This is a genomic window from Aliivibrio fischeri ATCC 7744 = JCM 18803 = DSM 507 (assembly GCF_023983475.1).
GTDB classification, from domain to species: Bacteria; Pseudomonadota; Gammaproteobacteria; order Enterobacterales; family Vibrionaceae; genus Aliivibrio; species Aliivibrio fischeri.
Window position 1 is genome coordinate 322,784 of the sequence record NZ_CP092713.1, and the last position, 13,452, is coordinate 336,235.

The 13,452-nt window shown below is 36.0% G+C and carries 12 protein-coding genes; 7 read left to right on the top strand and 5 right to left on the bottom strand.

From position 1 onward, the window contains the following. The gene (locus AVFI_RS15060; protein ID WP_012535357.1) at positions 1–903 is read right to left on the bottom strand and encodes a LysR family transcriptional regulator; all 903 of its coding nucleotides are present in this window, start codon (positions 901–903) and stop codon (positions 1–3) included. Between the two features lie 176 nt (positions 904–1,079). Between AVFI_RS15060 and AVFI_RS15065 the strand changes: the two genes are divergently transcribed. Together AVFI_RS15065 and AVFI_RS15070 are read left to right on the top strand one after the other, a co-directional pair. Then, on the top strand, positions 1,080–1,601 hold the full coding sequence (locus tag AVFI_RS15065; RefSeq protein WP_065597844.1) for an NADPH-dependent FMN reductase: 522 nt from the start codon (positions 1,080–1,082) through the stop codon (positions 1,599–1,601). A 236-nt stretch (positions 1,602–1,837) separates the two neighbouring features. Then, complete coding sequence (locus AVFI_RS15070; protein WP_012535509.1) at positions 1,838–3,442, top strand: mechanosensitive ion channel family protein; 1,605 nt, start codon at positions 1,838–1,840, stop codon at positions 3,440–3,442. 52 nt (positions 3,443–3,494) lie between these two features. On the opposite strand, the gene AVFI_RS15075 is transcribed toward AVFI_RS15070, so the two are convergent. The 4 genes from AVFI_RS15075 to AVFI_RS15090 form a co-directional block, all read right to left on the bottom strand. Beyond that, entirely contained in the window at positions 3,495–3,710 is a 216-nt protein-coding gene (locus AVFI_RS15075) for a hypothetical protein (protein WP_005423787.1), read from the bottom strand. 155 nt (positions 3,711–3,865) lie between these two features. Beyond that, positions 3,866–4,744 carry a halovibrin HvnA gene (locus tag AVFI_RS15080; RefSeq protein WP_065623289.1) on the bottom strand — a complete coding sequence of 293 codons (879 nt, stop codon included), beginning with the start codon at positions 4,742–4,744 and terminating at the stop codon, positions 3,866–3,868. 170 nt (positions 4,745–4,914) lie between these two features. Next, positions 4,915–6,384: an MDR family MFS transporter gene (locus tag AVFI_RS15085; RefSeq protein WP_005423785.1), complete on the bottom strand. Its 1,470-nt coding sequence runs from the start codon at positions 6,382–6,384 to the stop codon at positions 4,915–4,917. Continuing rightward, the gene (locus AVFI_RS15090; protein ID WP_038155702.1) at positions 6,381–7,391 is read right to left on the bottom strand and encodes an HlyD family secretion protein; all 1,011 of its coding nucleotides are present in this window, start codon (positions 7,389–7,391) and stop codon (positions 6,381–6,383) included. The genes AVFI_RS15085 and AVFI_RS15090 overlap by 4 nt, the downstream gene beginning before the upstream one ends. A 264-nt stretch (positions 7,392–7,655) precedes the next feature. Between AVFI_RS15090 and AVFI_RS15095 the strand changes: the two genes are divergently transcribed. From AVFI_RS15095 to AVFI_RS15115, 5 genes are all read left to right on the top strand, one after another. Further along, positions 7,656–8,459 carry a tyrosine-type recombinase/integrase gene (locus AVFI_RS15095; RefSeq protein WP_188863232.1) on the top strand — a complete coding sequence of 268 codons (804 nt, stop codon included), beginning with the start codon at positions 7,656–7,658 and terminating at the stop codon, positions 8,457–8,459. Between the two features lie 440 nt (positions 8,460–8,899). After that, positions 8,900–9,187 (top strand): hypothetical protein, encoded by a 288-nt coding sequence (locus tag AVFI_RS15100; protein WP_005423782.1) that lies wholly within the window; start codon positions 8,900–8,902, stop codon positions 9,185–9,187. A gap of 67 nt (positions 9,188–9,254) precedes the next feature. Continuing rightward, positions 9,255–10,289 carry an outer membrane beta-barrel protein gene (locus tag AVFI_RS15105; protein ID WP_005423781.1) on the top strand — a complete coding sequence of 345 codons (1,035 nt, stop codon included), beginning with the start codon at positions 9,255–9,257 and terminating at the stop codon, positions 10,287–10,289. Between the two features lies 1 nt (position 10,290). Continuing rightward, the gene (locus tag AVFI_RS15110; protein ID WP_236782044.1) at positions 10,291–12,174 is read left to right on the top strand and encodes a hypothetical protein; all 1,884 of its coding nucleotides are present in this window, start codon (positions 10,291–10,293) and stop codon (positions 12,172–12,174) included. A gap of 74 nt (positions 12,175–12,248) precedes the next feature. Further along, complete coding sequence (locus AVFI_RS15115) at positions 12,249–13,415, top strand: hypothetical protein (protein WP_188863231.1); 1,167 nt, start codon at positions 12,249–12,251, stop codon at positions 13,413–13,415. The last annotated feature ends 37 nt before the right edge of the window (positions 13,416–13,452 follow it).

The following is a 13,452-nucleotide window of genomic DNA, read 5'->3' on the forward strand; positions in this document are numbered from 1 at the left end:
TTAATCACCAAGGTGTTCAGAGATGAAGTCCATAAAGCATCGCACCTTGGCTGACATATGTTTGCGGCTTGGATAAACCATAAATATATCAATGGTTAATTTTGGATAGTCCGCAAACAACTCAACTAACTTGCCTGTTTCTAATTCATCGGTTAAATGAAAATGAGGGATACGAGTTATCCCTTGTCCTGCCAAACACAATGATAACTCCATAAACGAATTGTTGGTAATCACTTGACTGTTTAATTGAATCGCCAGTGGTTGGCTATTTTTATCGGTAAAATCCCAAACGGCTCCTTGTTTAACATACGCATAGCCTATGGTTTTATGTGAAGGCAGTTCATTAGGATGCAGTGGTGCTCCGTGTTTTTTTAGATAATCAGGTGAGGCGATAGTGATCGCTCTTGAACGTAAAAATCGACGACTGATCAAACTGGAATCTTCAAGTTGATGCGATGCACGGATCGCCATATCAAACCCTTCTGCAACAATATCAATCTTTCTATCATTTAAATCTAACTCCAGTGTGATATCTGGATATAAATCAGTAAATTTCCCTAGTATTGGACGTAAGCGTGAAAGAGCAAAGCCAACAGGACAGCTGACTTTTAATCGACCTTTAGGTTTTTCTTGTTGTCCTGTAATCGAATTTTCAGCCATTTGAGCATCTTCAATTAGCTGTTGGCATTGCTGAAAATAAAGCTCACCTTCAGGGGTTAAACGTAACGTTCGAGTCGTGCGATGAAGTAGGCGGACACCTAAACGCTCTTCTAATTTTCCAATCTCTTTACTGATGTAAGAGGTTGAGTGCCCACTATTAAGAGCGGCCTGAGTAAAGCTACCACTGGTCACTACTTCTGAGAAAATGACCATGCCATCAAACAATGCTGAATTAAATGCCATATTACGTATCTTTTATTTTATTAAGAGTCATATGGAAATAATCATTGCACATTTAGGCTATTAATCAATATTTGTGAATGAATTATAGTTATCCCATCGCAAACAAGAACAATAGATTTGAAAAGAGCAGAGCATTAACTACTCTTTTTACTTAAATAGAATATGAAGGTACCCCGATGAAAATTTTAGCATTAGCAGCAAGCAGCAGTTCAACATCAATTAATAAACAACTAGCAACGTATGCAGCAGGTTTGGTTGCCGGTGCTGAAGTTGAAGTGCTAGATATTAATGATTATGAAATGCCTATCTTTAGTGAAGATAAAGAAAAAGAATTAGGTCAACCAGAGCAAGCTAAGCGTTTCTTCCAAAAAATTGGTGAAGCGGATGCGGTTGTTATTTCTTATGCTGAACATAATGGCTCTTATGCTACAGCGTTTAAGAATGTGTTTGACTGGACTTCTCGTATTGATATGAAAGTGTATCAAGGTAAACCTGTTGTGATGTTAGCTACATCTCCAGGTCCTGGTGGTGCAGCAACAGTATTAGCTGCTGCTACTGGTTCAGCTCCTTACTTCGCAGCTGATGTTAAAGGTTCATTATCTGTCCCAAGTTTTTACGATAACTTTGATATGGAAAAAGGTGAACTGCGTAATGAAGCATTGATTGCTGAGTTAAAAACAATCATGTCAGCATTATAAGTTTTCATAAAAATAGAGGCGTATCCATTTGATGGATGCGCCTTTTTTTATACAAGAAAACCGCAGATTGAAAACAAAAAAACTGATTTATCAATTCAAATAGATACTTTTAATCTCACAAAATTCCAACAAATGAACAAGCTTTCATCATTCGTCACTGTTATTTGTATTTGTTATAGATGAGAATAGCTTAGTATCAATTATTATATGGTCATGATTTATATAGGACGTTTTTTATGATTAAAAAGTATTTTGCCGCATTGTTATTAATGATGAGTATGATGGCTTCTGCCTATGCTCAATCTATTGATAGCATGGTTACGGTTCAACAAGAGTTAAAAGAAAGATTAGTTCAGCTATCAACGGCTGATCCAGCCGATAAATTGTTTTTTGAAGATGTATTGCGTCGTAAAAATGACAAGATTCGAGCTGATATTGAATTACAGCTACAAGATAACCCAAGCATAAAAGGATTGGATGGTGTTGTTCGTTCAGAGATGACGCTTATGGGCAAGCTATTGCAGTTAAGTCATCAAGATCTGGTTGAGTTAACTAAAGCGGTTCGTAAAGCAAAAGGTGAAGAGAAAGACGATCTAGAATTTGCTGCGCAAAAACGTCTTGGCATTATGGATGTATATTATGAAGAAGCATTCAAAACATTGTCATGGGGTGAAACGCTAAATATTGATTTCACTAAAGAAAAGACAGCGATTTTAAAAGAGCTGACAAATCGTGCAGATTTGTTATCTAACATCATCCATTATCTTGAATCACAAAAGTCAGATATTGCTAAACGTATGCAATATGCATCTGTTGAGAAGAAAGACCTTCTTACGCAAAATGCGACTAACTTGACTGAACGTATTTCATTAATGATTGCGAGTTTAGAAGTAACTACCGCATTAATGGAACAAAATAACATTGATATTACAGAGTATAAGCAGCTTATCTTCTCTGTGACGGGTGATATTAACAGTGATGTATTGGATATCAGCGTAGCATATGGTCTGACTGAAGAGTGGGTTACTCGCTTTAAAGATTGGGCGGTAGAAAATGCACCATCTATCATTGTTAAGTTAATCATTTTTGCTGTTATTCTTTGGATTACGAATTTCCTTTCTCGTCTTGCTAAGAGTGCAATTAAGAGAAGTGTTTCTCATTCAAAAATGAAATTCAGCAAGTTAATGCAAGAGTTCTTTGTGTCTATGGGCTCAAAGTTCGTCATGATGATTGGTATCTTAATTGCTCTATCTCAAATCGGTATTAATTTAGGCCCACTATTAACTGGTTTTGGTGTTGCTGGTGTTGTTATTGGTTTTGCATTAAAAGACACGTTATCTAACTTTGCATCAGGCATGATGATCCTGATTTATCGTCCGTTTGATGTGGGTGATTTGGTTGATATCGGTGGTATTGTCGGTAAAGTTAATCGCATGAACCTGGTATCAACAACGATTAAAACCGTTGATAACCAAAACTTAATTTTCCCTAATAATAAGATTTGGGGTGACGTAATTAAGAACGTAACTATTGAAACTGAACGTCGTGTAGACATGGTGTTTGGTATTGGTTATCAAGACGATATTGAAAAAGCAAAAGCTATCTTTACTGATATTTTAGAAAGCCACCCAGCAGTATTAAAAACGCCAGAGCCTATGGTTAAATTGCATACTTTAAATGAATCATCTGTGGACTTTATTGTGCGCCCTTGGGTTAAGACTGATGATTACTGGGATGTGTACTGGGAAGTAACTGAAACCGTTAAAAAACGTTTGGATGCGGAAGGTGTGAGCATTCCATTCCCACAACGTGACCTGCATATTTATAAACACGAAGCATAAAATGCAGAAATAAAAAAAGAGTGGCCAAATGGTCACTCTTTTTTTATGGATTCTAATCTAGATTATCTTCTGATTTGGTTTCTATCTGAGTCGGTTTTTTAAACTTTTTAATGATTAATGAAATGGCAAAACAGACCGCCCCAACAATAAGAGCTGAACGTAGAATAGTAAAACCATCATGTTCTAGCTGTTGAATATGAGGACCGACAGAAGCAAATAAACGCAAGCTGAAAAAGGCGAGTAAAATAAATGGGACGATTTTTTTCATGCGTGGCTCCGGCTAAAATATTCATTAACTATTGATAAAAACATCATATCGGAAACAAAACAGAATTTAATGGCCTTTGTGAGTAATGTAAGATTACTGTTTTGACAAAAAAAGACCACGAACAAATTGTCGTGGTCTAAACTTAATGATGACGATTAGATTGCTTGTTCTTTACGTGAGAACTTAAACTTAGCATCTTCAGATGGTTTGTTAGGAAGCGTTAGTTTAATCACTGGGATAGCGATTCCCGTCGTATTATAATAATCCTCTTGGTAACTTTTAGCTTCTTTTAAGCCAACAGACTTTGAACCTTCAAGGTAGAAAAACGCTTGGATTGGAAGTTCATCACCGATATCGTCCTGCCATAATGAAGCACGAACTTCATTTTGAATGTGCATAGATTCATCAGAGATCAGTTTCATTGCAGCTAAGCCTTGTGCAAAGTTGTATGAGGTACTGCTAGAGCCGTCTCTTACATCAAATGAACATTGGTGCTCAGACTTAGAACCTGATGTAGATTGGTAATGTTTTTTCCATTCATATGCTGTATGTATACCTTGTGATTCACATGAACCACTCTCACTTGGGTAATTTTCATGAGCGCCACAACCTGCAAGTTCACGTCCATCTGTTGAGCCATCAACAGGGAAGAAACAGTTATATTCTAAATCAATTTTATCACTTGGTGAGCCAAAGATTTGATATACGATGTAGCCACTGTCAAAGCGGTAAGCCAATTCAGAGTATTTGGAGTCATGACGCAGATAAGAGAATGATACGCCATCTGATTTTTTTTCAGCCTTTGTTGGGTTCCATACATGGTTTTTCGTTGGTTCTGAACCATGAAGCATAATGCCGGTACAAAGGAATGATGGACTGCCATCTCCGCCACAACTTGAATCAGATTGGTTGTAATCTTTTGTTAGTGCCTGAACTAAGCCATCACCTTGCTCTTGACTAATAATACTTCCTGCGAAAGCAATATTACTTGCCAGTAGTGTCGTTACAAAAAGTAATTTTTTTGTATGTTTCATAACATGTTTCCTTATTTTTAATTAGTTAATTTCATGTTGATGTTTCTAGCCAATCAACGAAGAAGATACTAACAACTAATTTATTATTGGATTGTCATTCACATGCGCATTTTATATTTTTTAAGAAAATTAAAGATTGATTTTTGTTTATTATTAAATTAAGCCAAGCCTTATTTTTTTACTTTGATTAATAAGAGTAATGGAATAAGGAATATGACACTCATACCAATCCATTGGTACATATGCGTAAATACGACGATCTGACTTTGTTCATAAATCATATTCTCATAGCGTAGAATTGACTCAGGATCAGTAATCGATAAATCGTTTAATTGAAGCCACTTTTGTAAATCAGGATTGTAAGGAGAAAAACCTTCTGTTAATCCGTGCCATTGTTGTTGCGAATCTCGATATTGCAGTGTTGTGACAATTGAGATGCCTGACGCACTACCTAAGATCCTGAAAAGGTTATAAATACTCGCACCTGCAATGGAATGCTGTGTCGGTAAGGTCAAATAGGCAACAACGGATAATGTGGAAAAGGCTAACCCAAGACCTAATCCTTGTATCATGCCAGGAAATACGATCCAAAACGTATCTATATTGAGTGAGTACTTAGTCATTAAGTAATTTCCGAGTCCAAGGCAGAGTAAACCAAAAAGTATTTTCAAACGAGGATCAAACTGCGGATTAAATTTAATGACTAAAACAAGTACGAATGCTGAAACAAGTCCTCTTGGTGTCATAAGTAGCCCTGTATCTAATACCGGATAGTTAAGAACTTCTTCTAATAAAATAGATAATTGAACTCCTAATCCTGAAGTACACATTGATATTAACCCTCCGATAATGGATGAGGCTAATAAATTCCTATCTTTTAAAACCCATAGCGGAGCAATAGAACCTTTGGTTTTTAAACTTCTGTATATCCACATTATTCCGCCAATAATAGTAAAGGCGAGTAAAATTTGAATTAATCTTGAATCGAACCAATCTTTCTCATTGCCTCTATCAAGAATAAATTGCAGTGAGCTGATGAATATTGCCATATAGCTAACAAGCCACCAGTCAAACTTGGATTTAGAGCGATTGTTAAGGTGAATGTGTTTATAAATAAGGTAAATACTAATTAAGCCAACAGGAAGGTTGATGTAAAAAATCCATCGCCAGTTGATGTTATCAGTAATAATCCCTCCGATAATAGGTCCGAATATTGGGCCAAGAAGAATACCAATAGAAAAAATGGCCATCCCACGCCCTCTTTGTCCAGCTGGATAAAGTTGAGCAATGGTCGATTGGGCTAAAGGCAACATTGAAGCCCCAAACATTCCTTGAAAAATTCGGTAAATAACTAGCTCAGCTAAGGTTTGTGCGGTACCACAAAGCATACTTGCGATAGTAAAACCTATGATAGCAACTAACATTACTTTGCGTTCACCAAACCGAGCGACCCAAAAGCTTGTTATTGGAATAAAGATGGCTTCGGCCATGCTATAACTGGTTAATATCCAAGGGATCTTGTCAACCGTTGTACCAAGAGAGCCCATGATGTGAGGTAAGGAAACATTCGCAACAGTGATGTCAATTTGTACCATCAAGACAGCAAGCATGACGGCAATCGTTGCACCATTTTTGCTCATGTTCTTGAGTCATCTAATAAATTGATAGTGACTTCTGCACTTGCACCAATGCGAAGCTGAGGGGCATCTTTGGGGATATCCAAAATTAATTTCACAGGATAACGTTGTTTTATTTTTACCCAGTTCCCGGTTGCGTTTTCTGGTGGCATGAGAGAAAACGAAGTACCACTGGCAGGAGAAAGTTCGCTTACTTTGGCTTGCCAAGTGATATTTGGGTACATATCAATAACGACTTCTGCTGTTTGTCCCATTCTAATGTTGGTTAATGAGGTTTCTTTAAAGTTAGCTCTAATCCAGTAAGTGTTTTTAACCACTAAAGGAAACAGCATTTGACTGTTTTTAACAACTGAACCTACAAAAACATTTATTTCGCCAAGTAAACCGTCGGTTGGAGCTGTGATATCGGTGTAACTTAGGTCTAGTTCAGCTTGAGCAAGCTCTGCAGAGGCTTGTTGAACTATCGCGGCATCAACACCATTGTCGTTCCCTCTGTTTGCTATTGCGGCTTCTACGTTGGCTCTTGCTTCTTCTAGTTTTGCCTGTGCAATGGCTAATTTGTTTTTGATTATGTCTAGCTCTTGTTGTGAGCTTAATTTGCGACTAACTAAGGCTTGAGTTCTTTTGAATTCAATTTGTGTTTCTTTAAGGTTAGAAGTTACACCATTTAAGTTGGCAATAGCTTGTGTAACTTTGCTGTCAGCGACTTGATGTTGTTGCACTGCGAGTTGATATGCTGACTCTGCTCTTTTTACTGCTAGAAGATACGGTTGAGGATCTATCTTAAGCAGTAGATCGCCTTTATTTACCTTTTGGTAGTCATTCACCTCAACTGAGATAATTCGTCCTTTTATTTGGGGCGCAATGGATACTATTTTGGCGCGGACGTAAGCATTCTCGGTGCTAGGGTGATTATTAGAATATTGCCAGGCAAAGTAGATTAAATATCCAATTAAACTTGAGACAAAAAATAAAGTGAAAGTAATACTGAAATGTCTGCTTTTTTTCATGAGTTTTTATAAGACGCTATAGAATATAAACAATACTACCTAGTGCTTTTTGAATGACAATGCAGCGAAATTTAAAACTGCTTTATTTAAGGCAAAACCTTAAATTAACTTAAGTTGATAGTGAAAATTGTAGTTAATATTTTTAAAGATACTCAATGATATAGAGCTATACTGACATTGTTGTTATTAACGTCTAAGGTATGTTAGCTTATAAAATTATCAGTTAATATAACTAACTTACAGCCATAATAGAGGAGCAAAGTAATGGCTTATGTAGAACCAATAAAAAACAAAGAGCATTTAAAGTATGCGGCAAAATATTTACAGAAGAATCATGATCCTGCATTTTCATTAATTTGGAATATTGGACTTGAGACAGGGTTACGGATCAGCGATATATTAAGATTAAAATATTCTGATATTGATTTTAGAAGTGGTCATTGTGAAATTATTGAAAGTAAAGGTACATTAGCACGTAAAGCAAGAGCGAAACATCGGGTACTTAAACAAGTTAAAGAGGAACTTATCCTTCATTATCAACATAACGTTAAAAAATTGACGGCAACGTACATAACTCCATTTTATCAAATTGAAAAACTGCTTCCTAAAGAGTGGATATTAATGGTGAATGAAAGGGTGTCTGCAGCTAAAAAAGCAACACCACCAGTAACTCGTTCTTTCTTATTTAGTAAAAAAATGGTTTTTATGCTCAAACAAAGAAAGGAGAAATTTAGACACATTAATAGCGATTCTGTTTTTAGTCGTAAAACACTACTGAGTAATAGAGCCAAAGGTGTGGATGGTTTATTAACTCGTCAGGCTTGTTGGACTGTGTTTTCTAAGCTTACTCAGGTATTAGAGAAAATAGGGAGTACAGCTAAAGTAGGGTGTCATACATTAAGGAAGAGTTTTGCGAGGCATTTGTATTTCGCTACGGGTAAGGATATTAGTCTTGTCATGACCACCATAGGGCATAAATCAGAAAGTGTCAGCTTAAGGTATATAGGTGTATCAGACGATGACATTAAATTGGCCCAAAAGACACTTATTACTTATTTATCGAGCTAAGTTTTATTTCTGTGACTCAATGCCAAAATAATGGCGTTTTTTATTGGGTTGGTAAATGTATTTATTGTTATTGATTGGTTTTGATTGTTGTAAATGGTGTATTTTTTCATCTATTTAACCAAATAGGTAGACGGTAAACTAGCGTCAGACCCACTTTAAAATCAATAGCTTACAAATATCAATTTACGTTTTGTTACAACATGCGTTCATTTTAATCCATTTTCATATCACCTTCAAACATCGTTACCAAAACAAGTCTTATTATTTAACTTACATTCTACCTACTTTGTAAAATAGAATTAAATATTAATTTAAATAAGAAGAAACTCTAAAAAGAAATATCTTTTTTTGGAGGGGAGATATTCATATAAATAAAAATGAAATCTCTTATATATAAAAAATATTAATATTAAAAATGTTGACTAGGTAACCCGTGGCTAATGAAAATGAATCCTGTAGAGAGAAGAACGATTAAACGCTTAGAGCGTTGTTATGAGAGATATGAAAGTATTTCTTTAGATCTAATATTATCCAGCTATTTTGAATATCGTATAAAAAACAGTGACGATAAATTCGTAAGTAAGAAAAGCTTTGATATTAAAGAACCTAAAGAAAAAAAATCGTCAATAAGTGAGGAAAGAATGAAGAGTATATTGAAATCACTAGAGATGGCAAATAAGTGTCGATTTCAATCATCTGCTCAATCTGAGTCTTATATAAATACATAAATAGAATATAAATTAAAATGAAGTTTGTCTTTGTTTTAAATTTGGCTAGTTATAAAGGTAAAGTAAAGTGATAAAACATAAAATTTATAACGATAATTACATAATAAAAATAAAAGCCTTACTATTGGCAATAATGTTAATTATCTCTAATGGAACTGTAGCTTCTGAATCAAAAGAAGAACAATCTCATGTGTATTTAGGTGGGCAGGTTGGCGTTAGTCACTTTTTAGGTGCGTGTTCATCAAATGCTATCGAGTGTAAAAATTATGTCACTGGTGGTGGCCTTTATGGTGGTTATCAGTTTAATTCTTGGTTTGCCTTAGAAGGTAGCTGGCATGATTACGGAAGCCCTAAGACTTTTTACGGGGTTGGTGATGGTTATTATTCAAATGCTACGGGTGTTGATTTATCTGTGAAGTTATCACTACCAGTAACCGATAATCTTGATCTTTATGCAAAAGGTGGTGCTGCTTATAACTATTTATCGGTTTCAGGCAACGATAATGTACATCTTGGCATGTTCGAATCCGATTCTAGTCTAGACGGTATTTGGGAAATTGGTGCGGAATATGCGCTTGCTCCAAACTGGAGCTTACGATTTGGAACCTCAGTTATTGACGGTATAGGTAATGCTAAAACGGGTAAAAGTGACCTCTACTTCACCTCTCTTGGTTTGACTTATAAATTTAAAGCAAAACCAGAGCCTAAGCCTGAAACGATTGTAAAACTGGTCCCTGAAGCAACCTATTATCCAGAGCAAGTTACGCTTCATTTTGAATTTGGGGAAAGCCGTTTTGTTGTTGAAAGTAAGCAATGGCACTCATGGAATGAACTGGCGTTAAGCGTTAAGCAGGGACAAGGGAAAGTAAGCATCACAGGTTACACCGACGCAAAAGGAACGGATTCAGCAAATGATATCGAATCTTTACGAAGAGCAACTTACGCTGCAGATATGCTGATTAAAGCTGGTGTGGATGAAGAAAGAATTCTCATTAATTCTAAAGGTTCAGCAGACCCGCTTGTAAATGAAGATCTTATGAGAAATGAATCGGCTCTGAATCGTCGAGTGGTTATTCAGTTTAACCGTAGGGTTGGGTCTTAATATGAATAAATCTATTGTTGTATTAACTACTTTGGTCTCTTTAGTTAGTTGTAAGAATGGAGATACGGATCTTATGCCTAGCCGGCCTACGGATCCGACATCAAACCATGCCCCTCAAGTTCTTGATGAACAGATTATTGGTAATATTGCAGATAAACAGTTGGAGTTGACTGGGACATATTACGATGAAGAAGGAGACGAGCCTGATGTTGAACAGTTTACTTTTCGCTGGCTAAAAGATGGTGTCGATATTCCTGGTGCTGATGATTATATCTTGCCTGTTTCAGATGCAAGTTCGTTATTAGGCGTAACAGTATCTGGATGTGTTACTCCATCAGCAAAAACAGGTGAATTAATTGGTGATGAATATTGTACAGATTTAAGTATTGGGCTTTCATCGGATATTTCTGCAGAAGTGTCGATAGATTCGTCAGTTTTTCCTCTACCTGGAAATACCATAAGTGCTTCTTATACCTATGATGATAACGGTGCAGGAATCCCTGAAGGTAAGAGTATATTTGGTTTTGTTACTCATACTTTGGGCGATGATCATATGCCAGAATTTACTCAATGTGACTCCGGAGCTGGTAAGGATTGTATGTATGATATTAACCGCCGTTATATTGATAAAACCATTCGAGCTTGTGTTCTCCCAATTGGAGAGGGCACTCAAGTTGGTCCACTGAATTGTGATTCAACAAAAGGAATTGGCACTAAAATTACCGGCTCATTGGAATATGGCGCGACGTTAACCGCGAACATATATGGGCTAACTGGCGATACAAAATGGAAAGCCAATTTAAGCGCACAAGATGGTTGGACAAACGATAAAGCTGAAGACAGAGTTGAGATTGCTGAAGGAGAAGGTGGTGTAGGTACTAATTTATCTTACACCATAGGCACTAGAGATAAGGCTGTGGAATTAGTTCCGGGCTTAATGGATATGGGAAGTAGTAGAGATCAACAGGTGAGTCTTGATAACCAACTTGATGATTGGGATTGGCTTGTTGCTGAAGCAAATGGAGACCCTTTACCTAAAGATGCTACGTATTTTATTGGTAAAGACATCAGTTTTTGTATTGATAGTACCGAACTTGGGTATGAATATTGTGTTAATGCCTCAGAAGCGACACCTCTTTCGGCAAAAGGGGATGCTGAGATATGTACGGATGATACGGAGTGCGTCACAGGTGGTGCATATTATCCTGAAACACCAGATAAGCCATTATTTTACTCTCGAGGTATAGAGCCGATACGTGAAATCTTGATCCCTGGTTCGGCAGAAGGACGTTATTTAGATTCTTTGAGTGGTACAAGAGATGACGCTTATTACCATAGACCATTAACAATAACAGAAGCAAAAAATGCACAAAAACTGAAATTTAGTGAAGGTGAGTTTCCTGCTTCCGTTGATACAGGTCCTTCGGAATCTTATGGCTATTATTGGGCACTTTATAGTAAAGACATTAAAGCAGATTCATGTCGATTGTTATCGGATAACGGAAAAAAATGGTATTTACCTGTTTCGGGAGTTGATGTTGAAGGCCATGGTTCTAACCATGACGATTTAGAACAAAATATGTTGGAGTTATCATCGTCGGCTTATAGTTTGACAGCTTTGAATCGTTCTTTAATTGGTTTATCAAAAAGTACTGTAAGTCTAATAACTCCACCAAATGTTTTTTCATTTCATTCAACAACTACTGGTTGGGTGTCATTTGTTAATGGAAATATAGCGACTAATGCTGGCTTTACAAGTTCACAATTAGATCCTTTAGTTTTTGCTAACGTTGATGTTCTTTTTAATGAAGATCGTAACGCTGGCTTTAATGATCCGGATTTTACAGGTAAGACCTTTATTAATTCGGTGTGTGTAAGTAAATAGGCATTTAATAATAGATGCTTCTTATTAAACTATAAATAATTAACCACAATAATAGTGGTTGGAGAATATAAATTATGTATTTTAAATTAAATCAGTTGGCAGTGATTTCATTGATTAGTGTAGGTGTAGTTGGAACTGCATCGGCTAATGTATATATTGAACATCAGGGTCAAGAAATTTATCCAAATACGGTATTAACAGTTAAATCAGATTTACAAGAAGATCAAATAAAAAACCCTGAATATATTTGGAAAGATGAAAAGAATGTAATTGTTGGTTCTGGTTCTCAATTAAAGGTGACTCCTGACATTTTAGGTAATAGTCAGGTTTTATCTGCATGTGTTTCTTATATTAATAAATTAGAAGATACTTCAGCAATCGAGTGTTCTGATAATTTATCTTTAAATAATGTAAGTACATATAATCTACAGACTAAAGATAAGGATCCTAGAATTGGTAATACTACAATATCAAGTATTCTTGTTGGTAAATTTATTGCACCAACCGAAACTGTAACGTTAGATTTTGATGTGTTTGATCCAGATAGTACGACTCCTGATGAACCTCTAACAATGGATGACTTTACTGATACCGAATATAAGTGGTTTATTAATGGGACATTAGTTCACTCAACAACAAATAAAAATGAGATAAATTATACAATTCCTGAAAAATATAATGATGGTACTGGTGATGTTGATGTAGTTGCAGGTATGAATCTAGTTGTGGCAGTTTCAGTAACCGTTACAGATGATTTTGGTAGTGGTTCGGTTGATGACGCTAAACCATTTGTAATTCAAGAAAACTATCCAGGAGGTAATATTGCGGATAAGTATTATCGACCAATGTTAGAATCTGAAACAACATTTGATGAGCAGCCTGAAAATATAGTATTCACTAATGGCGATGGTGTTGAAGTTCCAGAAAGTGCTAGTGCTTATGGGTTCGCTGCTTTGAAAATAGATCAAGCTATAAAGGAATGTAACAATCGAGGTTTAGAGTTAGTTAAAGATGCTACTGAGTTTTCTAATTATATGAATGCTCATTCAGTTGCTGGTGGTGAAACAGAGCATTGGCCTAATAACATTCGTATGTTTTGGAGTTCGGTGCTTGATACGGAAGAACCTGGAATTTACTTTGGTAACTATATGACTGTTGGCTATGATGATGATAAAGCTGATTTTGAAGTTTTCAGTCAATCTCCTAACTCGCTTGCTTTAGTTGTATGTGAAGATAAATAAATTAATAACAATATATAAAGCCTCTTTATAGAGGCTT

Coding starts and splice junctions, on each gene's coding strand:
- AVFI_RS15060 (WP_012535357.1), bottom strand. CDS start 903: ATGGCATTTAATTCAGCATTGTTTGATGGCATGGTCATTTTCTCAGAA.
- AVFI_RS15065 (WP_065597844.1), top strand. CDS start 1,080: ATGAAAATTTTAGCATTAGCAGCAAGCAGCAGTTCAACATCAATTAAT.
- AVFI_RS15070 (WP_012535509.1), top strand. CDS start 1,838: ATGATTAAAAAGTATTTTGCCGCATTGTTATTAATGATGAGTATGATG.
- AVFI_RS15075 (WP_005423787.1), bottom strand. CDS start 3,710: ATGAAAAAAATCGTCCCATTTATTTTACTCGCCTTTTTCAGCTTGCGT.
- AVFI_RS15080 (WP_065623289.1), bottom strand. CDS start 4,744: ATGAAACATACAAAAAAATTACTTTTTGTAACGACACTACTGGCAAGT.
- AVFI_RS15085 (WP_005423785.1), bottom strand. CDS start 6,384: ATGAGCAAAAATGGTGCAACGATTGCCGTCATGCTTGCTGTCTTGATG.
- AVFI_RS15090 (WP_038155702.1), bottom strand. CDS start 7,391: ATGAAAAAAAGCAGACATTTCAGTATTACTTTCACTTTATTTTTTGTC.
- AVFI_RS15095 (WP_188863232.1), top strand. CDS start 7,656: ATGGCTTATGTAGAACCAATAAAAAACAAAGAGCATTTAAAGTATGCG.
- AVFI_RS15100 (WP_005423782.1), top strand. CDS start 8,900: ATGAAAATGAATCCTGTAGAGAGAAGAACGATTAAACGCTTAGAGCGT.
- AVFI_RS15110 (WP_236782044.1), top strand. CDS start 10,291: ATGAATAAATCTATTGTTGTATTAACTACTTTGGTCTCTTTAGTTAGT.
- AVFI_RS15115 (WP_188863231.1), top strand. CDS start 12,249: ATGTATTTTAAATTAAATCAGTTGGCAGTGATTTCATTGATTAGTGTA.